This is a genomic window from Arthrobacter sp. GAS37 (assembly GCF_044908325.1).
GTDB classification, from domain to species: Bacteria; Actinomycetota; Actinomycetes; order Actinomycetales; family Micrococcaceae; genus Arthrobacter; species Arthrobacter ramosus.
This window is the reverse complement of sequence record NZ_JBIYDB010000001.1, coordinates 199,996-222,661: the sequence shown is the minus strand read 5'-3', so window position 1 is coordinate 222,661 and position 22,666 is coordinate 199,996. Positions and strand designations below refer to the sequence as shown.

21 protein-coding genes are annotated in these 22,666 nt (G+C 64.8%); 11 read left to right on the top strand and 10 right to left on the bottom strand.

The features are described from left to right. Positions 1 to 143: 143 nt before the first annotated feature. Positions 144 to 611 carry a tRNA (cytidine(34)-2'-O)-methyltransferase gene (locus ABH924_RS01045; RefSeq protein ID WP_404496247.1) on the bottom strand — a complete coding sequence of 156 codons (468 nt, stop codon included), beginning with the start codon at positions 609 to 611 and terminating at the stop codon, positions 144 to 146. Positions 612 to 655: 44 nt separating this feature from the next. Further along, positions 656 to 1,615: a J domain-containing protein gene (locus tag ABH924_RS01040; protein ID WP_404496245.1), complete on the bottom strand. Its 960-nt coding sequence runs from the start codon at positions 1,613 to 1,615 to the stop codon at positions 656 to 658. Positions 1,616 to 1,869: 254 nt separating this feature from the next. On the opposite strand from ABH924_RS01040, the gene ABH924_RS01035 reads away from it, so the two are divergent. From ABH924_RS01035 to ABH924_RS01025, 3 genes are all read left to right on the top strand, one after another. Next, positions 1,870 to 2,748 (top strand): diacylglycerol/lipid kinase family protein, encoded by an 879-nt coding sequence (locus tag ABH924_RS01035; protein ID WP_404496243.1) that lies wholly within the window; start codon positions 1,870 to 1,872, stop codon positions 2,746 to 2,748. Positions 2,749 to 2,799: 51 nt separating this feature from the next. After that, the gene (locus tag ABH924_RS01030) at positions 2,800 to 3,465 is read left to right on the top strand and encodes a helix-turn-helix transcriptional regulator (RefSeq protein WP_404496241.1); all 666 of its coding nucleotides are present in this window, start codon (positions 2,800 to 2,802) and stop codon (positions 3,463 to 3,465) included. Positions 3,466 to 3,550: 85 nt separating this feature from the next. Then, a complete protein-coding gene (locus tag ABH924_RS01025) occupies positions 3,551 to 4,819 on the top strand; it encodes a cysteine desulfurase family protein (RefSeq protein WP_404496239.1) in 1,269 nt (422 codons plus the stop codon). Here ABH924_RS01025 and ABH924_RS01020 read toward each other — a convergent pair. Continuing rightward, positions 4,798 to 6,036: an NAD(P)/FAD-dependent oxidoreductase gene (locus tag ABH924_RS01020; RefSeq protein WP_404496237.1), complete on the bottom strand. Its 1,239-nt coding sequence runs from the start codon at positions 6,034 to 6,036 to the stop codon at positions 4,798 to 4,800. The two genes, ABH924_RS01025 and ABH924_RS01020, sit on opposite strands and share 22 nt — an antisense overlap. Before the next feature lie 239 nt (positions 6,037 to 6,275). Here ABH924_RS01020 and mnmA point away from each other — a divergent pair, with 239 nt between their 5' ends. From mnmA to ABH924_RS00995, 5 genes are all read left to right on the top strand, one after another. After that, positions 6,276 to 7,397 (top strand): tRNA 2-thiouridine(34) synthase MnmA, encoded by a 1,122-nt coding sequence (gene mnmA / locus ABH924_RS01015; RefSeq protein ID WP_404496551.1) that lies wholly within the window; start codon positions 6,276 to 6,278, stop codon positions 7,395 to 7,397. 272 nt (positions 7,398 to 7,669) lie between these two features. Beyond that, entirely contained in the window at positions 7,670 to 9,298 is a 1,629-nt protein-coding gene (locus ABH924_RS01010) for an ABC transporter substrate-binding protein (RefSeq protein WP_404496235.1), read from the top strand. Positions 9,299 to 9,411: 113 nt separating this feature from the next. Further along, positions 9,412 to 10,500, top strand: coding sequence for an ABC transporter permease (locus ABH924_RS01005; RefSeq protein WP_234748169.1), 1,089 nt, complete (start codon positions 9,412 to 9,414; stop codon positions 10,498 to 10,500). 1 nt (position 10,501) lies between these two features. After that, positions 10,502 to 11,536 (top strand): ABC transporter permease, encoded by a 1,035-nt coding sequence (locus ABH924_RS01000; RefSeq protein WP_404496233.1) that lies wholly within the window; start codon positions 10,502 to 10,504, stop codon positions 11,534 to 11,536. Next, positions 11,533 to 13,242 carry an ABC transporter ATP-binding protein gene (locus ABH924_RS00995; protein ID WP_404496231.1) on the top strand — a complete coding sequence of 570 codons (1,710 nt, stop codon included), beginning with the start codon at positions 11,533 to 11,535 and terminating at the stop codon, positions 13,240 to 13,242. The genes ABH924_RS01000 and ABH924_RS00995 overlap by 4 nt, the downstream gene beginning before the upstream one ends. Positions 13,243 to 13,324: 82 nt before the next feature. Here the strand turns inward: ABH924_RS00995 and ABH924_RS00990 are convergent, their stop codons facing one another. Beyond that, positions 13,325 to 13,984 (bottom strand): NADPH-dependent F420 reductase, encoded by a 660-nt coding sequence (locus ABH924_RS00990; RefSeq protein WP_404496229.1) that lies wholly within the window; start codon positions 13,982 to 13,984, stop codon positions 13,325 to 13,327. A gap of 78 nt (positions 13,985 to 14,062) precedes the next feature. Here ABH924_RS00990 and ABH924_RS00985 point away from each other — a divergent pair, with 78 nt between their 5' ends. Both ABH924_RS00985 and ABH924_RS00980 read left to right on the top strand, forming a co-directional pair. Then, positions 14,063 to 14,449, top strand: coding sequence for a chorismate mutase (locus ABH924_RS00985; RefSeq protein WP_236811919.1), 387 nt, complete (start codon positions 14,063 to 14,065; stop codon positions 14,447 to 14,449). 4 nt (positions 14,450 to 14,453) lie between these two features. Further along, entirely contained in the window at positions 14,454 to 15,491 is a 1,038-nt protein-coding gene (locus ABH924_RS00980) for a hypothetical protein (protein ID WP_404496227.1), read from the top strand. Here ABH924_RS00980 and ABH924_RS00975 read toward each other — a convergent pair. From ABH924_RS00975 to ABH924_RS00950, 6 genes are read right to left on the bottom strand one after another with little or no spacing between them, the layout of a single operon-like run. Then, the gene (locus tag ABH924_RS00975; protein ID WP_404496225.1) at positions 15,488 to 16,243 is read right to left on the bottom strand and encodes a DUF4166 domain-containing protein; all 756 of its coding nucleotides are present in this window, start codon (positions 16,241 to 16,243) and stop codon (positions 15,488 to 15,490) included. The two genes, ABH924_RS00980 and ABH924_RS00975, sit on opposite strands and share 4 nt — an antisense overlap. Before the next feature lie 53 nt (positions 16,244 to 16,296). Then, positions 16,297 to 17,589, bottom strand: coding sequence for a DUF58 domain-containing protein (locus ABH924_RS00970; RefSeq protein WP_404496223.1), 1,293 nt, complete (start codon positions 17,587 to 17,589; stop codon positions 16,297 to 16,299). Positions 17,590 to 17,644: 55 nt separating this feature from the next. Beyond that, on the bottom strand, positions 17,645 to 18,688 hold the full coding sequence (locus ABH924_RS00965) for an AAA family ATPase (protein WP_404496221.1): 1,044 nt from the start codon (positions 18,686 to 18,688) through the stop codon (positions 17,645 to 17,647). After that, the gene (locus ABH924_RS00960) at positions 18,685 to 19,878 is read right to left on the bottom strand and encodes a DUF4350 domain-containing protein (RefSeq protein WP_404496219.1); all 1,194 of its coding nucleotides are present in this window, start codon (positions 19,876 to 19,878) and stop codon (positions 18,685 to 18,687) included. Before ABH924_RS00960 ends, ABH924_RS00965 begins: the two co-directional genes overlap by 4 nt. 11 nt (positions 19,879 to 19,889) lie before the next feature. Continuing rightward, positions 19,890 to 20,576: a DUF4129 domain-containing protein gene (locus ABH924_RS00955; RefSeq protein ID WP_404496217.1), complete on the bottom strand. Its 687-nt coding sequence runs from the start codon at positions 20,574 to 20,576 to the stop codon at positions 19,890 to 19,892. After that, positions 20,573 to 21,805: a hypothetical protein gene (locus tag ABH924_RS00950; protein ID WP_404496215.1), complete on the bottom strand. Its 1,233-nt coding sequence runs from the start codon at positions 21,803 to 21,805 to the stop codon at positions 20,573 to 20,575. Before ABH924_RS00950 ends, ABH924_RS00955 begins: the two co-directional genes overlap by 4 nt. Positions 21,806 to 21,981: 176 nt before the next feature. On the opposite strand from ABH924_RS00950, the gene mtrA reads away from it, so the two are divergent. Further along, positions 21,982 to 22,656 carry an MtrAB system response regulator MtrA gene (gene mtrA / locus ABH924_RS00945; RefSeq protein WP_059387541.1) on the top strand — a complete coding sequence of 225 codons (675 nt, stop codon included), beginning with the start codon at positions 21,982 to 21,984 and terminating at the stop codon, positions 22,654 to 22,656. The last annotated feature ends 10 nt before the right edge of the window (positions 22,657 to 22,666 follow it).

The following is a 22,666-nucleotide window of genomic DNA, read 5'->3' as shown; positions in this document are numbered from 1 at the left end:
GCCGCTTCACCGGCCCCTTGCTTCGCAGGCCAACTGCCTGCCCAGGCTGTTGATGCCTGCACAGGGCATTCGGCGCAGGGGGCGCTTTGGATGGGTGATCCGCGGAGATGACCTTGCGGATATCTGGCGGCTCTGCCTGCCCGCTACAGCTTCGCCCCGGCAAAACCGTGTTGGCGCCAGGCCTCGTACACCGCGATGGAGGCGGCATTGGCGAGGTTGAGCGAGCGGAGGGATGGCAGCATGGGGAGCCGGACGCGGGCCGTGACGTGCGGGTCCTGTTTCAGCCAGTCCGGAAGCCCGACGGACTCGGGGCCGAACAGCAATACGTCGCCCTCCTCGTAGGCAATGTCTGTATAGGAGGATTCGCCGTCGGACGTGAAGGCGAAGACGCGCCCGGGCTGCAAAGCCGCCCATGCTGCCTCGATGTCCTTGTGCACCGTGACCACCGCGAGGTCGTGGTAGTCGAGTCCCGCGCGGCGCAGCTTCGCGTCGGAGAAGTCGAAGCCCAGCGGCTCCACGAGGTGGAGCTCAGCGCCGGTGATGGCGGCGAGCCGGATGGCGTTTCCCGTGTTGCCCGGGATTTCAGGGGTGTGGAAGAGGATGCGGAACACGTATCAATCCTAGCCAGCGAAAATACAGGGTTGTTCCTGCCGGCTCAGTGCATGCCGCGCAGCAGCCGGGCCAGGACCGGGACAACCACAGTGTTGGGCACCGGGCCTGAACTCAGGAACTGCTTGAGACCGCGGGCCAGCCCGGAGGCGTTGACGATTTGGACCGAACCGAAGTCTCCGTCCGTGCGCCGGTAGTGGTCGATGACAGGCTCGTGCGGGTTGCCGTCCGGGCTGTGGACTACTACCCACCCCGTCACATTCAGTTCCGGGAAGATCTCCTGCATGTGGCGAACGATCAGCTCTAGCTGCGGCGGCGGCACCGAACGGCCGCCGTGCTTGAGCGCCACCCCGTCCCAGGCATAGGCGCCCTTGGGCAGCAGCATGGAACCGATGAGCGCCAGGCGGTAGCCGGCAAGCAGGGCGTGATCGATGTGGCTGTCGTCCGAGGGGGAGCGGAGCCCGTTGACGAGCCGCGCTGAGGGGATGGCAGTCAGGATCTGGCGGCTGATGAGCTGGACTGTCCGCATTTCGCGCTGAATGCGGGCTTCGGCGCCGAAGATTCCACGCTTCCGGGGAATCCCGTGGATCTGCAGCGCGGCTTCGCCCTTGGAGAGCAAGGGGACCTCGCGGGGATCATCAAAGGGCGGCACATAGACGGGGGCGTCGCCGGCCGTGTTGCGCGGGGCATTCGGCCGGTGGACCCCGGCGGTGGTGCGGGTTTCCGGTCCGGGAGCGCCGGCCCCGCCGTAGTCCGGTCTTTGAGTCGCGAAGGGGTTCGCCCCGCCCGAAGCGCCGCTCGCATAGCGGCGGTCGTACTCCGCGCGTCGCTTGGGATCAATCAGGGTCTCGTACGCGAGCGTGACCTGTCGAAAGACCTCCGGATCCCCGCCATGGTCCGGGTGGGCGTTCCTCGCAGCCTTCCGGTAGGCCACTTTGATCTCCTTGTCCGTCGCGGTGACGGGGACCCGGAGGATCTGATAGTGGGAACTGCTGCCCTGAGCCAACCACGGGCCTTTCTCTGGGATTCTGAAGATTCCCGCCGTCCCGGTGCGGAGCGGCGATCTTGGCAAGTCTAGCCAGCCCACCATGAGAACGACGGCGGCCCGGGCTTTAGTTCCCCCCGGGCTTTAGTTCCTAGGGTCCAGCCCCTGCCGATGGCATGATTCAAGCTGTGAACTCCCCGGCCGGCTCCGATCATCCCCTTCACCTACCAGGGACCGGCCCTGATGGGCTGAGCGGGTCGCCCGGCCGAAGGATCGTGCTGGCGGTCAATCCGGCCGCAGCGTTTGGCCGGCACGCCGTTTCCGGGGACCAAGCCGCCCGCTGCCTCCGCGCCGCAGGTCTCGACGTCGTCGTACTTCGGCGCGAAAGCATGGACGCCCTGCGGGAAGCGGTAGACGAAGCGCTTCGGTCAGGCGCTGAAGCCCTGGTGGTGGTGGGCGGCGACGGCATGGTCCATTTGGGTGTCAACTCACTTGGCGGGACGGGGTTGCCGCTCGGGATTGTTCCCGTGGGTACGGGAAACGACGTAGCCCGGATGCTTGGACTGCCGTTGCAGGATGTCGCGGCGTCGTGCGCCCGCGTGGTCTCGGCGCTCGCCGACGGCGGGCGGGTACTCGACGCGGGCCGCATCACCACCGGCGGACGGACCATTTGGTTTGCCGGAGCCGTGTCCGCGGGATTCGACGCCGCCGTCAATGAACGGGCCAACTCCTGGAGGTGGCCCCGCGGTACGCTCCGCTACACCCTCGCGATGCTCCGGGAGCTCGGATCGTTCCGGGCCATCAACTACACCGTGACTGCCGACGGCGCGACATCGAAGGAGGGCGCCATGCTGATTTCCGTCGCCAACGGCCAGTCGATCGGCGGCGGTATGCGTATCGTCCCGGATGCCGCGCCCGACGACGGGTTGCTGGATCTGTTTATCGTCAAGCCCCTGTCCCGGCTGGCCCTCCTTGCGGTCTTCCCGAAGGTCTTCTCCGGCCGGCATACCTCGCACCCGGCGGTGGAAATCCGCCGGGTCCGCTCAGTGCGCCTTGCCGCCGAGAACGTGGTGGCATACGCCGACGGTGAGCGGATCGGCCTGCTTCCCTTGGACATCGACGTGGTTCCGGGCGCCCTGCGGGTATTGGCCTGAAGTCCCGAAGGATTAAGCAATGAGTGTTGATTTTAGAGTTAAGCTGGATCCATGACCGGACTTCCCTGGCTGCGTCGGCTCTCCGCTTTGGCCTCCCTCGACGACGGCAACCGCCGCCGCTTGTATGAGCACGTCTGCGGTGCAAAGGATGCGGTCAGCCGCGACGACGCCGCGATGGCCCTTGGGCTTCCCCGCAGCACGGCCTCCTTCCACCTGGACCGGCTGGTCCGTGACGGGCTCCTGAGTGTTGAGTTCCGCAAGCTCGGCGGCAAGGTCGGTCCGGGGTCCGGGCGCCCTGCGAAGCTCTATGCGCCCGTCATTGAAGAGATCGGCGCCTCGGTTCCGGAGCGACACTATGACCTCGCCGGGGAAGTGATGGCCTCTGCCATCCAGGACTTGATGGCGAAGGGTGGTTCCCCCCGCGAAGCGCTCCTCGAAACCGCCTACGCCCGGGGCCGCGAGGCAGGCAGCACGGGGCCCCGTTTCGAGGATGTCCTGGCGAACTATGGTTACAGGCCGGAAGCTGACGACGACGGCGGGTACTCCCTGGTGAATTGCCCGTTCCACCGGCTGGCCGAAAGCCACACGAAGGTCGTCTGTGCCATGAACGGCGCCTTCCTGAGCGGAGCGGCAGCCGCGTGCGGAATTGCCGAGGACCGGATCGCCGATGACAACCGCGAAGGCCATTGCTGCGCCAGAATCCGTCCGACCTCGTGATCCGTCCCGCGGATTAGGGGAGCGGCCCGGGAAAGCGCCTTTCGTCGCCGAAGCCGGGATCCGCCCGCCTCGATAGACTTGGGTAGTGCCTGTTTATCTTGACCATGCCGCCACCACGCCCCTTTCCGCCGTCGCCCTCACCGCCATGACCCGCGAGCTGGCACGGACCGGCAATCCGTCATCGCTGCACGCTTCCGGACGGCGTGCCCGGCGATCCGTGGAAGAGGCGCGGGAGGCGATTGCGGCAGCGGCCGGGGCGCATCCTTCCGAGCTCATCTTCACGTCCGGGGGAACCGAAGCAGACAACCTTGCCGTCAAGGGGATGTACTGGGCCCGCCACGACGAAGACGGCCGGCGCAAGCGGATCCTTTGCTCCGCTGTCGAGCACCATGCTGTGCAGGACACCGTCGAATGGCTAGAACGGCACGAAGGGGCCGAAGCGGTGTGGCTCCCCGTCGATTCCCAGGGCGTGGTGCGGCTGGACGCTGTGCGGGCGGAGATCGAGCGTGATCCGGGATCGGTGGCCCTGGTCACTGTCATGTGGGCAAATAACGAGGTGGGCAGTATCCAGCCCGTCAAGGAGATCGCGGAAATCGCCGCCGTCCACGGCATCCCCGTGCACTCGGACGCAGTCCAGGCATTTGGTTCGATTCCGCTTAATTTCCGCGAATCGGGGCTAGCCGCGATGTCGGTCTCGAGCCACAAAATCGGCGGACCCGTGGGCGTGGGCGCCCTCTTCCTCGGGCGCTCCACCAAGGTCACTCCGGTCCAGCACGGGGGAGGGCAGGAGCGCGACGTCCGCTCGGGAACCCTGGACACGGCGTCCATCGCGGCATTCGCCGCCGCGGCGGAGTCGGTCGCTCAAAACCTGGCGGCAGAGCGCGGACGAATCAGCGCCTTACGGGACCGGATCATCGACGGCGTCAAGGTTGCCATTCCCGAGGCAGTGCTACGCGGAGCGTCCGGCGACGCCCGGCTCCCCGGCAACGCGCATTTCACCTTCCCGGGCTGTGAAGGCGATTCCTTGCTGTTTCTCCTGGACCTCGCGGGCATCGAATCATCCACCGGATCCGCCTGTACAGCGGGAGTCCCCAGGCCCTCGCACGTCTTGCTTGCCATGGGGTTGGATGAGGACACCGCCCGCGGGGCACAGCGGTTCAGCCTGGGCCACTCTTCGAACGACGCCGACGTCGACGCCCTGCTCAAGGCTCTCCCCGACGCGTATGCCCGGGCGAAGCTTGCCGGCATGGCCGGTCACGAGTCCAGCATCCAGACCGCAGCGACTGTGGCCCGGGGCTCCGGCAGCGGCGCTGCCGGCGGCCATGCAGACGATCAGGTCCCGGGCAACAACTGATCCAGCGGAACGGCAGGATCAGTCAGGCGGTCCACGTCCACCTGGACGCGCCCCGAAATGAGTGCCTTGACCGGCTTCTGTACCCGTTGCTGGTTGACGCTCATGCCCGCCACTACGGCGCCATCCCGTAGCCAGAAGGCGAGGAAGCTGTTTTCCTCCAACGCTCCGCGGATGGCCGGTACGGAACCTGCCGCGAGCGTGGGATATCCCCAGTACTCCATCGAGACGTCGAACTGGTCTGTATAGAAATACGGGACCACGTCCAGCATCGCATCCTGTCCCAGCATCGCTTTCGCGGCGACCTTGCCCCCGTTGAGGGCGTTGGACCAGTGTTCGCTGCGGTGGTGATCGCCGGTGAAGGGGTGGAGGGCGTTGGCAACGTCTCCGGCCGCGAACACGTCCGGACTGCTGGTCCGGAGCGAAGAATCCACCACGATTCCGTTGCGGATATCCAGCCCGGCGGCTTCGGCCAGGGCCGTATCCGGAACCACGCCGACGGCCACCACCACGAGGTCGGCAGGAAGGACTTCGGCGGAGTTGGTGACAACGGCACTCGCCTTGCCCCCAGCGCCGGTGATTTCCGCTGCGCTCGCCGGGAGCCGGAACTGCACGCCGTGCTTTTCGTGCAGGCTGCGGAAGAAACCGCCCAGTTCGGGGCCGATGGCCATGCTGAGCGGCACATCTTCCAGTCCCAGCAGGGTCACGGTGTTGCCATAGCCGCTCGCGGCTGCGGCAAGCTCCATGCCGATCCAACCCGAGCCGATCATCACCACATTCCGGCCTCCGCCGGACAGCTCTTCCTTGAGCCTGCGCGAATCATCGAATGTCCGGAACGTCATGACACCGGCAAGATCGGAACCGGGGAGCGGAATCCGGCGCGGCTGCGCCCCGGTGGCGATCAGGAGCTTGCTGAACTGCAGCTCGGTTCCCGAGCCCAGCCGTACCGTGTGGGCGGCAGGATCGGCAGTTGCAACCGCCTCGCCAAGGAGGAGCTCGACGTCGTTCTCCCCGTACCAGCCGGCCGGCAGCACCGGGACGGTATCCTCGCCGGCTTTGCCCAGGAGGAACTCCTTGGAGAGGGGAGGTCGCAAGTAGGGCTGTTCATTCTCGGCGCAGACCACGGTGATACGGCCCTGGAATCCTTCGGCGCGCAGGGTCTTGGCCGCCGTGGCGCCGGCCAGCCCGCCGCCTGCAATAAGGATGTGTTCAGTGTCCATGGTGACTCGATTCGCGGGGCGTGGGGCGGTTCGCGCGGGCAGCCCGCGTGCGCATTTACGCGCGCGCAGGCGCAATCTAAAACTGTTAGTTTTGACTTTAGAATCGTCCGGGACGGTGGTCAAGGCATTTTTGGGGCGGATTCCCGCGGGCGCTAGAATAGTTGGGCGCGCTTACTCTCTTCAGCCGCACTTCTTCTCCCCAACACCAACAGAAAGCCAGCATGCGAGTTCTTGCAGCCATGAGCGGCGGAGTCGACTCCGCCGTTGCCGCCGCCCGCGCCGTCGAGGCAGGGCACGACGTCGTTGGCGTCCACTTGGCGCTGTCCCGCATGCCCGGAACACTGCGCACGGGCAGCCGCGGCTGCTGCACCATCGAAGACTCCCGCGATGCCTGGCGCGCCTGCGACGTGCTCGGGATTCCCTACTATGTCTGGGACTTCTCGGAGCGCTTCAAGGAAGACGTTGTCCAGGACTTCATCGACGAGTACGCCGCGGGCCGCACTCCCAATCCCTGCATGCGCTGCAACGAGCGGATCAAGTTCGCCGCCTTGTTGGAGAAGGCCATCGCGCTCGGTTTCGACGCGGTCTGCACGGGCCACTACGCCAAGGTCATCCAGGACGCGGACGGCAATCCCGAACTCCACCGCGCGGCCGATTGGGCCAAGGACCAAAGCTATGTGCTCGGCGTGCTGACCCACGAACAACTCAAGCACTCCATGTTCCCGTTGGCAGAGACTCCCTCCAAGGCCGAGGTCCGCGCAGAGGCCGAGCGCCGCGGCCTGTCCGTGGCGAACAAGCCGGACAGCCATGACATCTGCTTCATCCCGGACGGCGATACAGCCGGCTGGCTCGCCGAGAAGATCGACATGACCACGGGCGACATCGTGGACGAGGCCGGAACCAAGGTAGGGGAGCATCCGGGAGCCAACGCCTTCACGGTAGGCCAGCGCCGCGGCCTCAAGCTGGGCACCCCCGCCGCTGACGGCAAGCCGCGCTTCGTGCTGGAAATCCGGCCCAAGGAAAACAAGGTGGTCGTCGGGCCCGAAGCCCTGCTGGCGATCGACGAGATCCGCGGAATCAAGGTGTCCTGGGCCGGCGTGCCCATTGCCGAGGTGGCTACCGGCGCCGAGTTCGACTGCTATGCCCAGGTCCGCGCCCATGGCGATCCCGTTCCTGCCAAGGCATTTGTCGAGCGGCACGTCGACGACGCCGGGATCGGGCGAGAAGGCCTCGTGGTGACCCTTGTCGATCCCCTCCGTGGCGTCGCACCGGGGCAGACGATCGTGCTGTACCAAGGCACCCGTGTCCTGGGCCAGGCAACCATCGACGTCGCCCGGTCCCTTCAGCGCGCAGAACTCTAGACCCGGCTGCACGCCGCAGTGGCGAAGGCGCCCACAATGTTGTGAGCGAATATTGTGAGCGCTAACGGGATTTTCTTAGCGACGTTTTGAGCGGCCTGCGGCGGTCTTCCTAGTCGACTTCACGCCAAAAGAAAAGTAAATTTTGTGTCTCAACTCACAAAATCAAACGTTTCACCAGAAAACCTTCTGATTGAATCGTGGAGTCAGGAGTATGTGCTCCGAGCAAATTACCCACGGCGGTTCGCCGTATCCATCGAACAGAAAGTTCACTGATGGCATTGAACAAAAAAGCCTTGCGAAGCGCTATCGCGTTCGCGGGCATCTCCGTATTCGCTTTGACGGCCTGCACGGGCCCGTCGGGCGGCGGCGGTTCAGCTTCCTCAGCTGCCAGCGGCCCGATCGCTTACGGCACCACCGATAAAGTGACCGCACTCGATCCCGCGGGTTCGTACGACAACGGTTCCTTCATGGTGATGAACCAGGTCTATTCCTTCCTCCTCAACTCGAAGCCAGGAAGCGCCGACCCCGTTCCGGACCTGGCAGCGTCGGCGTCGTTCACCTCGCCCACCGAGTACACCGTCAAGCTGAAGCCCGGACTCAAGTGGGCCAACGGCCACACACTGGACTCCACCGACGTCAAGTTTTCGTTCGACCGGCAGCTCAAGATCAACGACCCCGCCGGTCCTGCAAGCCTGCTAGCCAACCTGGACAGCGTCACCACCCCTGACGCCAACACGGCCGTTTTCAAGCTGAAGCTCGCCAACGACCAGACGTTCCCGCAGATCCTCAGCAGCCCGGCCGCGCCGATTGTGGACCACCAGGTCTTCCCCGCCGACAAACTGCTTTCCGATGACGACATCATCAAGGCCAAGGCGTTCTACGGCCAGTACACGATCGACAGCTACAAGAAGAACGAGCTCATCAGCCTCAAGGCCTACCCTGACTACCAGGGTGTCCTGGGCAAGCCGGCCAACGACGCCGCCACGATCAAGTACTACGCTGAGCCGACCAACATGAAGCTGGACATCCAGCAGGGCAACATCGACGTTGCGAACCGAAGCCTCAGCGCCACCGACGTCGACGACCTCAAGAAGGACTCGAAGGTCAAGGTCAACGTTGGTCCCGGCGGCGAGATCCGCTACATCACCTTCAACTTCAACACCATGCCGTTCGGCGCGAAGGCAGCCGGTGCCGACCAGGCCAAGGCACTTGCCGTGCGCCAGGCGATCGCCAACCTCGTTGACCGCCAGGCAATCGCGGACCAGGTCTACAAGGGCACATACCTGCCGCTGTACTCCAACGTCCCCAGCGGCTTCCTGGGCGCCAACGAGTCGTTCAAGGATGCCTATGGCGACAACGGAAAGCCGAGCTTGGACAAAGCCAAGAAGGTTCTTTCCGATGCCGGTGTCAAGGACGTCGTCACGTTGAACCTCCAGTACAACCCGGACCACTACGGCAAGTCCTCGGGCGACGAGTACGCCATGATCAAGGACCAGCTTGAGAAGTCGGGCCTCTTCAAGGTGAACCTGCAGTCCACCGAATGGGTGACCTACAGCAAGGCCAGCCGTGCGGACGAGTACCCGCTGTTCCAGTTCGGTTGGTTCCCTGACTTCAGCGACCCCGACAACTACCTGACCCCGTTCTTCCCGAACGGTGGCTTCTTGAAGAACCACTTCAACGACCAGGCCGTGACGGACCTGATCAACAAGCAGCTGACCACCACGGACAAGTCGGCTCGCGAATCCACCATCAAGGACGCCCAGAACGCTCTGGCAAAGGACATTTCCACTTTGCCGCTGCTCCAGGGTGCCCAGGTTGCCATCTCGGCGAAGGGCGTGAACGGCGTCGACAAGACGCTTGACGCTTCCTTCAAGTTCCGATTGGGAACTATTTCAAAGTAAGCAGCCGGTAGGGGGAGGCGGTGCCAACAGGTGCTTTGCCTCCCCTTATTGCTGATTGCCTCACATTTGAGCAAAACCCCGCGCGATCCGCGGGCAATGAACTTTAGGTAGCAATGACAACACTTATAGAGGTGCCCGACGTCGAACCGGACGCGGTCGCTCCCAAGAGTAAATCAGCGGGCGGGGGGCTCGGCAGGTACATCGTGGTCAGGTTCTTCCTGATCATTCCCACGATCTTCATCCTCGTGACCCTGGTTTTCTTCCTCATGCGGGTCATCGGAGACCCCATCACCGCAGCGCAGGGCGGCCGGCTTCCCCCGGATGTCCTGGCGCAGCGAATCCACGACGCCGGTTACGACCGGCCGATCATCATCCAGTACTTCGAATACCTGGGCCAGTTGGTCACCGGTAACTTCGGCACCACCATCACGGACCGGCGCCCCGTCGTCGAAATGCTGTCGACCTTCGGCGCAGCCACCCTTGAGCTGACGATCAACGCGCTGGTCGTAGCGCTCGCGGTCGGCATCCCGCTGGGCATGATCGCCGCGCAACGGCGCGACAAGGCGACTGACGCCTTCCTGCGCTGCTTTGCCATCCTCTGCTATGCCACTCCGGTCTTCTTCTCCGGACTCCTGCTCAAGCTGACGTTCTCGGTTTGGCTCGGATGGCTCCCGGTGGCCGGGCGAGTGTCCACCCGCACTGAGCTGACCATGGGCCAACTGGCCGCTCCCACCGGCATTTATTGGCTCGACGCCCTGCGCAGCGGCAATCTCACCGCTCTCGGCGACGTTGTGTCTCACGCGGTGCTGCCCGCTATTGCCCTGGGTCTCCTGACCGCCGGCGTCTTCCTGCGCCTCGTCAGGACCAACGTCATCGGAACGCTGGGCAAGGATTACGTCGAGGCCGGCCGTTCCCGCGGCGTCAGCGAGTTCCGACTCGTGACCAAGCACGCCTACAAGCCGGCGCTCATCCCCATCATCACCGTAATGGGCTTGCAGATCGCCCTGATGCTCGGCGGAGCCGTGCTCACCGAGACCACCTTCGAATGGAAGGGACTTGGCTACCAGCTGGTCCAGTACCTGAACGCCAGGGACTTCGTGGCGGTCCAGGGCATCGTGGTGCTGCTGGCCGTCATCGTCGCATTTACCAACTTCGTCGTGGATGTCGTCGCCGCGCTGATCGACCCGCGAGTGAGGTACTGACATGAGCACTGCAACAATTCCAGAACGGAAGAAGTCCTTCCTGTCAGGACTTCCTGTCATTTCCCACGTCAACAAGAGCGTTGGCCTCCAGCGGGGCATGCTCATCATCGGGCTTGTGCTGACCGGGATCTTCCTTCTCTCGACCGTGCTCGCGCCGTTCATCGCACCGTACGGCTATTCCCAACTGAGTGATGCTTCCGGTTCGTTCCCGACGCAGGAGGCTCCCGGAAGCAAGCACCTGCTCGGCACAACAGTCGGTGGCTATGACGTTCTCTCCCGCGTCCTGTGGGGTTCACAGACCGCCGTGACCGTGATCGTCGTCGCCGTGGTGATGTCCATCTTCCTCGGCGTGGCGCTGGGCCTGCTCAGTGGCTACTTTGGCGGCTGGCTGGACCGGGTGCTGGTAGTCATCGCCGATGCCATCTACGCCTTTCCTTCCCTGCTCCTGGCGATCGTCATGTCGATCGTCATCAGCCGTGGCCAGTCGAGCTTCTGGGGCGGCATCCTCGCCTGCGCCTTCTCGATCACCGTGGTGTTCGTTCCGCAGTATTTCCGCGTGATCCGGGCCGAAACCATCAGGCTCAAGGCTGAGCCGTTCGTGGAGTCGGCCATGGTCCTGGGCGCGTCCAGCATCCGGATCATCACCCGGCACATCTTCAAGAACGCCACCAGGACGCTTCCGCTGATGTTCACCCTGAACGCCTCTGAAGCGATCCTGACCCTTGCCGGCCTTGGCTTCCTGGGCTTCGGCATTGAACCGTCCTCAGCCGCAGAATGGGGCTTCGACCTCAACAAGGCCATGGCGGACGCGTCCTCCGGCATTTGGTGGACCGGCGTCTTCCCCGGTATCGCGATCGTCCTCACAGTGCTGGGGCTGACCTTGGTCGGCGAAAGCATCAACGATCTCAACGATCCCCGCCTACGCGGCCGCAAGCGTGCTGGAGGCAAGGCCTCCCGCTCCAAGGCCGCGGCAGGAACCGATGGCACGAACACAGGGGCCGCTACCGCTCCTGAACGAGAAGCAGGTAAGGCATGACCACCAATATCGGCAACATTTCGGACCAGCCGCTGCCATCCGGGCAGCCCGTCCTGGACATCGAACGGCTCAAAGTCACCTTTGCCACCGACAGCGGAGACGTCTACGCGGTCAAGGACGTCAGCCTCGAGGTCAAAGCCGGCGAAGTGCTGGCGATCGTAGGGGAGTCAGGTTCGGGCAAGACCGTCACGGCCAAGACCATCCTCGGCCTGCTCCCTGAAACGGCCATCAGCTCGGGAGCCGTGCTGATCAACGGTAACAACGTCATCAGCGTCAGCGCGTCCAAACTGCGCAAGATCCGCGGCCGCGATGTGGCCATGGTCTTTCAGGAACCGTCAACGGCCCTGAACCCGGTGTTCACGGTCGGCTGGCAGATCGCCGAAGGCATCCGGGCCCATGCCTCGGACGGACACCGCATCTCGGCCAAGGAAGCCAAGAAACGGGCAACCGAGGCTTTGCGGAAGGTAGGCATCCCGGATCCAGAAACCCGCGTCAACTACTATCCCCACCAGCTCTCCGGTGGCCAGAAGCAACGCGTAGTCATCGCGGCTGCGCTCGCGTTGAACCCGGGTTTGATCGTGGCGGACGAGCCGACGACGGCCCTGGACGTCACTGTCCAGGCCGAGATCCTTCAGTTGCTTCGGGATCTTCGGGACAAGTACGGCACCTCGATTGTGCTCATTACGCACAACATGGGTGTCGTGGCCGACCTGGCCGACCGCGTCGTGGTCATGTACCAAGGCGACGTCGTCGAAGAGGCCACCGCCAGGGTCCTGTTCTCCGAGCCCAAGCAGGACTACACGAAGAAGCTGCTGGCCGCCGTGCCGCACCTCGGCCGCAACTCAGCGTCCGAGGGGGCCACCGAACGGTTGCACCAAGGTGGAAAGGTCCTGGTTGAGGCCAAGAACCTCACCATCGAGTATCCGGGGCGCCTCGGCAAGCCCGGGTTCAAGGCCGTGGACAACGTCAGCTTCACGGTCTCCGAGAACGAGGTCTTTGGCCTGGTTGGCGAGTCCGGTTCCGGCAAGTCCACCATCGGCCGCGCCATTGCGGGCCTCAACAAGGTAACCGGCGGCAGCCTCAAGGTCCTCGGCTACGAAATGCTGGACTTCAAGGAACACACGTTCAAGCCGCTGCGCAAGGACATCGGCTTCGTCTTCCAGGACCCGGCCGCCTCGTTTAACCCTCACCTGACCATCGGTGAGTGCGTAGCGGAACCGCTGCTCATCCATACCCACCCGAGCCCGGCTCAAGCACGCCTGCGAGTGGCGCAGTTGCTCGAATCGGTGCAGCTGCCGGCGTCGTACGCTGAACGCTTCCCGCACGAGCTCTCCGGCGGGCAGCGCCAGCGCGCTTCGCTGGCGCGTTCGCTCGCGCTCAACCCGCGCCTCCTGATCGCCGACGAGCCGACCTCGGCCCTCGACGTTTCCGTGCAGGCGAAGGTCCTGGAACTGTTCAAGGACATTCAGGAAGAGTTCGGTTTTGCCGCGTTGTTCATCAGCCACGACCTCGCGGTCGTGGACATTCTCTCCCACTGGGTGGGCGTGTTGTACAAGGGCGAACTCGTCGAGCAGGGGATCGGCAGCCAGATCATGGGCAATCCCCAGCACGACTACACCCGCAGGCTCATCGCCTCCCTGCCGGTGCCGGATCCTGACGAACAGGCCCGACGCCGGGAAGAGCACCGCGCGCTGCTGGGCATCTAGCCCGCCATCCAAGCGGCGATCCGCAAAGAACGGACATGCCCGCCCTTCTCCGCGAAGGGCGGGCATGTCCCTTGGGCCGCGGCTATTCGGACACGATGCTGATGTTGAAGAGCTTGTCCTTCGGCTGACGCATGAAGATCCGCAGCCACAGCGGCATCCACATTTCGAGGCCGCGGGCGACGTCGAGCCCGCCCAGGTCGTGGATGTGTTCCGGGAGCCAGCCGAACTCCCGCAGGAGCGCGACGACGGTGGCTTTCGCCTCGTCGTCGTTCCCCGCCACGAAGACGTCATGGGCGCCATCGGCGAGCCTGAGCGGGTCAACCATCAGCGGAGCCTCCAAGGTGTTGAGGGCCTTGACCACACGGGCCTTGGGGAAGGAACGCTGGATGGTTTCGGCAATGCTGTCGGTATTGCAGACGGAGAGCGACGGCGGGAAGCCGGCAGAAAAGTCCAGCGGATTGGACACATCCATAAGGACCTTGCCGGCCAGGTTCGCCGCCCCGGCTTCACTCAACGCGGCGAGCGAGACCATGCCGGGGGTTGCGTTGACCACGATCTCGGCCATGGCTGCGGCCTGCGCGAAGGAACCGGAGCTTGCTCCCGGACCTGCCTGCGCCGCCCACTCCGTCCCCTTGGGATTGCCGGCCTCCCGGGAACCCATCATGACCTCGTGGCCTATCGCCACCAATTTGCCGGCCAGAGTGTGCCCCACCATTCCGGTGCCAAGAACTGCGATTTTCATGCGTGCTCTCCTTCTCATCGGCGCGGACATGCCCATTCTGCCCCTCAAGGGCCGGCCGGCACACCCTAGACTGGAGGAATGACCGAGCAGAACCACGCCCTCCCCGACGCCGACTCCTTCGATCCTTCCGCCAGCTCCCTGGCCGGCCGCGTGGACCAGGCCGTCATGGACGAGTTGCTCTCCATCCGCTCCAGCATCGACAACATCGACGCCACTCTCGTCTTCCTCCTTGCGGAACGCTTCAAGGCCACCCAGAAAGTGGGCGTCCTCAAGGCGACGCACAAGCTTCCTGCCGGAGACCCGGGAAGAGAGTCCGCCCAGATTGCGCGGCTCCGCCGGCTCGCGGAAGAGGCGAACCTCGATCCTGCCTTCGCCGAGAAGTTCCTGAATTTCATCATCAGTGAGGTCATCCGGCACCACGAGGCAATCGCTGAAGGCCACCAGGCTTCCATCGCGCAGGCCTGAACACATGGCCGCCGAAACCGCGCAGAACCAGGTCACCGCCACGGCATTGGGTCCTTGGCCCGGAACGGATCCTGCTGAGGCAGCCCGGATCATCCGCGGCGAGCTGGGCAGCCCCCACCTGCCGTTCCTGGCCGAGCTTCCGGACCGTGGCGTCGGCTCGGACGCCCTCGGCCGGACCGCATCCCTTCTGGTTGAGTTGGCCATCGATGTGCAGCCGCACGGCTGGCGCCTGGTTGACCGTCCCGGGAAAGACCTGCGGCGTGCGAAGTCCGCCCTTGCTACGGACATCAACGTCCTGGCCGACGTTGCCGGCTCGGAAGAATCCTCCGCCGATGCTCTGAAGATCCAGTTGCGCGGCCCGATGAGCCTCGCGGCCGGCCTCTACTTGCACAACGGGGAGCGCGCCCTCCTTGACTACGGCGCCCGTAGGGAAATTGCGGAGTCCTTGGCCGCCGGCGTCGCCGAGCACGTATCCCGGGTCCGGGCGGCCGTGCCGGGCGCCGGGATAGTGGTCCAGCTCGACGAACCGGATATCTCTTCCGTGTTGGCCGGCACCATTCCCACCGCGAGCGGATACCGCACCCTCCGCTCCATCCCGGTCGAGGAGGTCACGGGCGCCTGGCGGTTGGTGATCGACGCGCTGCGGGCCGCAGGGGTGGCGGAGACCGTGGTTTCCGTTCCGGAAATCGAAGCCCCGATCCAGCAGATCCTCTCCTCCGGAGCCGACGGCGTCGCCCTCCCGCTCAAAGCACTCACCACGCGCCAATGGGAACAGATTGCCACCGCGGTGGAAGCGGGCAAACGCCTGTGGGCCGGCGCTATGCCCATAGACAATCCGCGGGCAAACCTGCCACGTACCGCCGAGCTTGTGGACACCGTCTGGCGGCCTTGGCGCCAACTCGGCCTGCCGGCGTCGAGCCTCGGGGCTGTGCGTGTCACGCCGTCGGACGGGCTGGCCGGATTCTCGCCGTCGGGGGCCAAAGAGGTTCTCAACCGCTTGAGCCAGATTGCGGACGGGCTGAACCAGCTCGCGCTCGGCTAGCCTGCCGTCCGGCCCCTTCTAGACGCGCCGTTCCCAACGGTCCGGCTCGGCATAACGGGGGAGCCCGACGGCGGCGGTCGCGGTTCGCGGGCGGCGGCACCATCCGTCGCGGGTAGCGAGGGCGCCAAACGGTAGTCGAAGGAGCCCGCGTAGACCAGGACCAGGCCGACGTGTGGCTGAAGCACCTTCACCTGGATCCGATGCTTGCCTTCTGCCGCATCCCACCACTGCTCCGCGTAGGCCTTCGCATCAAGGGAAGCCGGCAAGGTGAGCCTCAGCGGACCCAGGAACAAACGCGAGGCACCCGAGACGCCGCGAAGGCGCCCCTCCGGCGTGACATCCAGATCCAATGCCGTGGCAAGCCTGCGGTATCGGCCCACATAGTCGACCAGGCGGGTGCCGCCGTCGTCGGTGGTCTCCGCGACAGTGGTGTCATGGAACAACCGGGTGTGCCCGGGAAAGAAAATTTCACGCCGGGCCGTGAGGCTGGACCGTCCGAACGGATCAAGGTGGGCATGATTTTCGATGCGGAACGGGACACGCTCGCCGTACTCGGGGAAGAAGGCCTCTTCCCCTGCAACCGTGGCAAGGAAGGGGCGGAGCCACTTCTGCCGGCAACCGACCACGTCGAAGACGCCCTCGCCGATTCCGTAGGATCCGGAGCCCGGGGCAAGGGAGAAATATTCCTGGAGTTCAGGCTGCAACTGCCGGAACTTGCCGCCCAGCGCCAGCTCGTAGATGGGTGTGCTCATGTGCTTTCCTCGGATTCCGGGTTGTTGATATCTGGACTCGGCGCGTCGCCAGGCTACAAGCGGCCCGCAGCCTTTAGCCGAATGTACGCATCCGCCAGGAGCGGCGGCAGTTCCAACGGCTCGGCGTCAACTACCTCCGCGCCAAGCTGGCGCAATTGGGCGCTGACGGCCTCACGGTCCAGCAGGGCACGTTCGGCGGCCGAGGCACGGAAGACCTGGCTCGCCGTCGTGCGTTCTTCCTTCATTCGTCCCAGCAAGGGATCCCGGACCGATCCGAGCAGCACGACGTGCTGCCGCACCAGTTGCGCGACCAAAGGAATGAGTCCTTCTTCGGGGGCGCCGCTGTCGAGCGAGGTCAACAGGACCACGAGAGAACGGTGCGCGGAAATGGCCCGTACCTGGGCCGGGACCAGGGCCCAGTCCATCTCGATCAGTTCCGCCTCAAGCGGAGCCATGGCCTGGACCAGGGAGCCGAGGAGATTGCCTTTTGCCGCTGAATCGACGCGCCCGCGGACGCGCCTGTCGAAGGCGAAGAAGTCCACGCGGTCTCCGCCTCGCTCAGCCAGCACTGCCAGCAGGAGAGCCGCCTCCATTCCGGTGTCCAGGCGGGGCTCGTCGTCGATTCGGGCTGCCGCCGTGCGCGAGGTGTCGAGCATGATCACGACGCGGCGGTCCCGTTCGGGTCGCCAGGTCCGGACGACGACGGCGGTGCGCCGGGCGGTTGCCCGCCAGTCGATGGAGCGCACGTCGTCGCCCCGGACGTACTCGCGGAGGGAATCGAACTCCGTGCCGGCCCCGCGGATCTGCACGGCCGCTTTGCCGTCGAGCTCCCGCAGTTTCCGCAGCTTGGACGGCAAATGCCGCTTGGAATGGAACGGCGGCAGGACGCGAAGACGGCCGGGGAGGGCCACGGTGCGTTGCCTGGCAGCCAGGCCAAGCGGGCCGAAAGAACGCAGCGTTACATGAGGTGCCGTCAGGTCGCCGCGCCGTGTTGGCCTCAGCTGTACTGACATTCGCCGTCGCTCACCAGCCGGGATTTCGATGCGCTGGACCGGGGCGACGGTCCCTGCGGAGGGCTGCCAGGCGTCACGCACCATTCCGCGGAAGGTCCGCCGGTTGCCGTTTTCCATCGTCAGAACGGATTCCGTTTCCGCGTGGAGGGTGACATTCCCGGGATCCTTCCGCCGCAGGGCAATCTTGGCCGGCGAGGCGGCCAGCAGGAGGTCGGACAACACGAGGGCCAAAAGCATGGCGGAGGTAATGAGGACTGTACCCCAGGCGGGAAACAGCAGCAACGGGGCCAATGCGGCGAAAACCAGCAGCACAAAGCGGCCTGTGATCGCCATTCAGTACCGCCTGAAGGAGAGAGTCATGAGGTGGAAAGTCATGAGGCGAGGCCAATCAGCGCGGCACGGGAACAGAAGCCAGGATGCTGCCGAGGACATCATCCACGTGCACACCGTCCATTTGGGCTTCGGGTCGAAGCCCAACACGGTGCCTCAAACACGGCAGGGAGAGTGCCTTGACGTCGTCGGGGGTGACGAAGTTGCGTCCGGACAACCATGCCCAGGCGCGCGAGGTGTTCAGCAGCGCTGTGGCGCCACGTGGGGAGACTCCCAGCTGGAACGACGGCGCCGCCCGCGTCGCCCGCACGACGTCCACGATGTAGCCGAGGATCTCGGGGGCCACTGTCACTTCGGCCACCGCGTCGCGGGCATTTTGCAGTTCGGCGACGCCTGCCACTGGCCTGACTCCCGCAGCCAGCAAATTGCGCGGATCAAAACCTTCCGAGTGCCTGCGGATCACTTCGATCTCTTCGGCACGTCCGGGCAGCGGCATGGAGAGCTTCAGCAGGAAGCGGTCCAGCTGCGCCTCGGGCAGGGGATAGGTGCCCTCGTACTCGACGGGGTTCTGCGTGGCGGCAACAATGAACGGCGACGGCAAGGGCCGGGAGATTCCGTCCACGGATACCTGGCGCTCCTCCATGGCTTCCAGCAGCGAAGCCTGGGTCTTTGGCGGCGTTCGGTTGATTTCGTCCGCCAACATGATGTTGGTGAACACCGGTCCTTCGCGGAAGGTGAATTCCGAGGTGTGCGTGTCGTAGACGAGCGAGCCCGTGACGTCACCCGGCATGAGATCCGGAGTGAACTGGACGCGCTTCGTATCCAGGCTCAGCGCCGCGGACAAGCCACGCACCAGCAGGGTTTTGGCAACGCCCGGAACACCCTCAAGCAGTACGTGGCCCCCGCAGAGCAGCGCGATGAGCATGCCCGTCACCGTTGCATCCTGTCCGACGACAGCCTTGCCTACTTCGTGACGGACGTCCAGCAAGGCTTTGCGGGCAAGGTCGGATCGGGTAGGTGCCTGCGCTGGCTGTCCCTGCGACGCCGGGCCTCCCGAGTAGCCGTAGCTGCCGTCGGTGAAACTGTTTGCTTGATTGCTCATGCGGCTGTTGCCTCCTGCTCGAGTTTTTCGATGCTTTGTGCCCATTGGACCAGTTCTGATTCGGTACGTGGCCGGTGGTCCAGCAGTAGCATCCGCAGCTCCTGTGCCGGCCGGTTGATGTTTCGGGACACGGCATCGAGAACGGCATCTGCGCTCGCCTCGGGGCCGAGCCGGAAGTGCTTGGCAAGCCTGGTCAAAGTGCCGGCCCGGAGATTATCGGCTGCCTGGCCGACAGCGCGCGAATCCTGGTAGAGACGGGCGCGGCCTTCGGCGGTCTCTACAGCTTTGACCACGACTGGCAGCGGCTCGAACACGAGCGGACCAAGCCGCCTGCCCCGCCACAGCACGGCGAGCAACGCGAGTACCGCCAACCACAAACCCAGGAAGCCGACCCACGGTGGCGCCAATTCATTCAGAGTAGGCGGTGAGCCATCATTCGGTACGTCACCGAGGCCAGGGAGATACCAGACGAGATCCGGCGTAGGCCCGAGGGTCCGGAGGGACAACGCGGCGTTGCCCTCCACCTGCAGGAGATCGTTGCTGAGAAGGGCGGTGCTGCCGAGAACCACCAGCCGACCGTCCGCGCTGGCCGCGTACATGCCGCCGTCGTTGCTGCTGGGCCGGTAGCAGGTCACATCGGCTCCTGTGTAAAGGAATGCGCCCTTGCCGGAGACACGCCCCGCAGCAAGTGGATCCGCTTGCCCGCAGCCCGCTTCCAACGTTGACGTCCCGTCGGGAACCACTCCGGCGTTATGGATCTCGCGGCTCAGCCCGGTCAGGGTTCGGAGTCCGGGAGCCACGACAACCACGCGGGCGGCCGATTGCAGCAAGCTGTGCAACTGGGCGGAGTCGAGATAGCCATTGCGGTCATACAACAAGACAGTGGCGCGCGGTTTCCCGGCCAGCAGTGAGGTTGTGGTCGCGAGCGAATCGGATTCCGTGACCATGACTCCGTGCTGTCGAAGGATTTCGGCCGCGGCCATGGCACCATCCGGGGCGGGATTGCGGGCAGAGAGGGGTGCCGTGTCCGAGTTCGCGGGGGACTGGGCCACCGTGACAGAGCCCAGTACCGCGACGATGGCCCCGATGATGATCCAGGCCATATGGCGGCGCAACCAGCCCCGCAACTGCGCGGCTGTACGGCGTTCCTTTGCTTTGCCGGGGCCGGTTGTCATTGGATCGGTTGTCATCGGGCCGGTTGTCATCGCGGCACCGCCAAACCGTTGGCGGACTGCCCGGCGAAATCGGGTTTCATGGCCGATAGTCCGGTGTCCAATGCCAGCACGGCAGCATGGTCGGAAGAGGTGGCGGTTGCCTTCCCGTATTTCACGCCATCGAAAATCCTGGCCACTTCCTCAAGCCGCGAACTGGCTGCCCCGAACGCGCGCCCCAATCGAGCAGCCGCCTCGTCCGCGGTCCGGCCAGCCTGGGCATCAATGACTGCCCGCTCCTCCGCAGAGCGAACCACAGCGCGGAACTGTTCGACGACGGCCGTTTGCCAGTCCTCACGGCTTGCCGCAGCAGATGCCCGGGCGCGGAACGCGTCGGCATCAACTGTTGGCTCGCCGTCGAAGACCTTCGCCGACGTCTTCTTCCGCGCGTTGAGCCTCGGCCTGACAACTATCACGGCAACCACGATGAGAACCACGGCCAGGGCACCGATCAGCGGCACGCCGATATTTGCTCCGCCGATGGAATCGCCGTTCAAGGAGCGGAGCCAGTCGATGAACTGATTCCACATCTCAGCGATCCAACTGGGTTTGGCCGATGCGTATTGCGGCTTGGACAGTTCCTCGGCCGCCCATCGCTGGGCCTCGCCGCGATCGGGATCGACGGGAGGCTCGGAGGCGGCGAAAAGAAAGGCGAAGGGCGCCGATGCCGGGATCATCCTCTGGGGAAACCCTGAGCGGTGTTCGGCGGCCATGGTTGCGAACCGGCTTGACGTGCCCGGCGGCGGCCCGGAACGCCGTCGGGATCTTCTCCGGTCTCCAGAAGCCGCAGGAGCTCCACGTCCAGTCCGTCACGTCGCATCCTCAGGTCCATGTAGATCAGGGATGCTACGGAGGTTTGGAAGGCGAAGCCGACGGCACTTACGAGGACTCCTACGACCAGCGAGACCACCGCCAGGACAATCGCCGTCGTCGTCACTTGTGAGGCGCCGGCATGGGGTGCGAACACGGAGTTTATTCCACCGGAAGCCAAGCCCAGGGGAATCTGGATGACCGAACCGATGATACCCACCATGAAGGCCACGAGCAGCGTGATTCCGAAGATCCGCCACCAATTCCGGCTCGTCAGCGTCCACGAGCGCCGGAGTCCGGCGAAGACTCCGAGCTCTTCTATCGTGATGGCGGCCGGGGCCACCAACAGCTTCGTGTAGATCCAGGCGTATGCGACGGCGGCGCCGAATCCCAACGGGAGAAGCAATAGCACGCCGAGCGGTCCCAATCCAGTCAGGATGAGGGCGGCCAGCAAGAACACGACCAGGAAGAAAAGCAATGATCCAGCAAGGAGGAGGGAGGCAAAGCCTACCAAGGGCCAGATACGCGAGCGGGCCAGGGACCACATTTGCTTGAACCCTGTGGGCCGGTTCAACGCGGACCTGGCGACGGGGATGGCCATGACGCCCTGAAGGATGGCTGCGAGCACCATGGTGAGCAAGGAAATTCCCATAATCCCGGCAGTGGCGCCAAAGACCGGGCCAAGATACCGCATCGCCTCGTCCTGGCTAGTGAATCCTCCTACGGGAGGTTGGACCATCCCGAGCATGCCCAGCGCGGCCACCTCGCTCAATGCGCCGGTGATGGCCTGGACAATGAGGGCGGACCCGAACATGGTTTTGGCGTTCCGGCGGATGGTCTGGAAGGCGCCGTCCATGATTTCACCGAAGAAGAGCGGCCGGAGGGGCACGATTCCGGGCTTCGGGGGAGCCACATAGCGGGGCTGGCCATAGGGCGGCGGACCGCCGGCGGGCCAGCGCGGATCGATCGGCGCGCCCCACGATTGTCCCGGATACTGTGGCGCGCCCCATTGTGGCTGGGCGCCCCATTGCGGCTGGGTGCCCCACGGCGGCTGTGGTCCCTGTTCCGGCCGGTTGCCCGGATCTGGCTGTGACACGTTTTCCTCCCCAAAAGATGCGTCCGCAGCAATGCACGGACCCCGGGAGGGACCGTTCGCACCAGCCTATAGTTCCGTCGTCGCGCCTCATAGCCCATTTGCCTGCGGGCTGCAGCGCGCCATGCCGTGATCGGGCTCAACGGGACAAAGGCTTGGTGATAAGGGAATATATAACTATGAAGGCACGCATCCTGGTAGTAGACGACGACGAAGCGCTGGCCGAAATGATCGGCATCGTGCTGCGGAACGACGGCTTCGACCCGGTTTTTTGCGCCGACGGCGGGCAAGCGCTGGAGGTCTTCCGTTCCTCCAAACCAGATCTGGTACTGCTTGACCTGATGCTGCCCGGATCGGATGGCATCGAAGTGTGCCGCCAGATCCGCGGGGAGTCGGACGTTCCGATCGTCATGCTCACCGCCAAATCGGATACCTCCGACGTCGTTCGCGGCCTTGAATCCGGTGCTGACGACTACGTGCCCAAGCCTTTCAAACCGGCCGAGCTTGTGGCCCGGGTCCGCGCCCGGCTGCGCCCGGGAGACCAGAAGGCGCCCGAGACCCTGCGGATTGCCGACGTCACCATCGACGTGGCGGGCCACTTGGTGACCCGCGGCGGAGAGCGGATTTCGCTGACGCCCCTGGAATTCGATCTCTTGGTCGCGCTGGCGCGCAAGCCCTGGCAGGTCTTCACCCGTGAACTGCTCCTTGAGCAGGTATGGGGCTACCGCCACGCTGCCGACACCCGGCTGGTCAATGTCCATGTCCAGCGCCTGCGGTCCAAGATCGAGCGTGACCCGGAAGCTCCTGAAGTTGTATTGACGGTTCGTGGTGTCGGATATAAAGCAGGCGCCTGAGTCTTCCACC

What these genes read in the sequence shown, in the direction of transcription:
- ABH924_RS01030 (WP_404496241.1), top strand. Translation starts at nt 2,800, where the DNA reads ATGACCGGACTTCCCTGGCTGCGTCGGCTCTCCGCTTTGGCCTCCCTC.
- ABH924_RS01020 (WP_404496237.1), bottom strand. Translation starts at nt 6,036, where the DNA reads ATGGACACTGAACACATCCTTATTGCAGGCGGCGGGCTGGCCGGCGCC.
- mnmA (WP_404496551.1), top strand. Translation starts at nt 6,276, where the DNA reads ATGAGCGGCGGAGTCGACTCCGCCGTTGCCGCCGCCCGCGCCGTCGAG.
- ABH924_RS01010 (WP_404496235.1), top strand. Translation starts at nt 7,670, where the DNA reads ATGGCATTGAACAAAAAAGCCTTGCGAAGCGCTATCGCGTTCGCGGGC.
- ABH924_RS01005 (WP_234748169.1), top strand. Translation starts at nt 9,412, where the DNA reads ATGACAACACTTATAGAGGTGCCCGACGTCGAACCGGACGCGGTCGCT.
- ABH924_RS01000 (WP_404496233.1), top strand. Translation starts at nt 10,502, where the DNA reads ATGAGCACTGCAACAATTCCAGAACGGAAGAAGTCCTTCCTGTCAGGA.
- ABH924_RS00995 (WP_404496231.1), top strand. Translation starts at nt 11,533, where the DNA reads ATGACCACCAATATCGGCAACATTTCGGACCAGCCGCTGCCATCCGGG.
- ABH924_RS00990 (WP_404496229.1), bottom strand. Translation starts at nt 13,984, where the DNA reads ATGAAAATCGCAGTTCTTGGCACCGGAATGGTGGGGCACACTCTGGCC.
- ABH924_RS00985 (WP_236811919.1), top strand. Translation starts at nt 14,063, where the DNA reads ATGACCGAGCAGAACCACGCCCTCCCCGACGCCGACTCCTTCGATCCT.
- ABH924_RS00980 (WP_404496227.1), top strand. Translation starts at nt 14,454, where the DNA reads ATGGCCGCCGAAACCGCGCAGAACCAGGTCACCGCCACGGCATTGGGT.
- ABH924_RS00975 (WP_404496225.1), bottom strand. Translation starts at nt 16,243, where the DNA reads ATGAGCACACCCATCTACGAGCTGGCGCTGGGCGGCAAGTTCCGGCAG.
- ABH924_RS00970 (WP_404496223.1), bottom strand. Translation starts at nt 17,589, where the DNA reads ATGGCGATCACAGGCCGCTTTGTGCTGCTGGTTTTCGCCGCATTGGCC.
- ABH924_RS00965 (WP_404496221.1), bottom strand. Translation starts at nt 18,688, where the DNA reads ATGAGCAATCAAGCAAACAGTTTCACCGACGGCAGCTACGGCTACTCG.
- ABH924_RS00960 (WP_404496219.1), bottom strand. Translation starts at nt 19,878, where the DNA reads ATGACAACCGATCCAATGACAACCGGCCCCGGCAAAGCAAAGGAACGC.
- ABH924_RS00955 (WP_404496217.1), bottom strand. Translation starts at nt 20,576, where the DNA reads ATGATCCCGGCATCGGCGCCCTTCGCCTTTCTTTTCGCCGCCTCCGAG.
- mtrA (WP_059387541.1), top strand. Translation starts at nt 21,982, where the DNA reads ATGAAGGCACGCATCCTGGTAGTAGACGACGACGAAGCGCTGGCCGAA.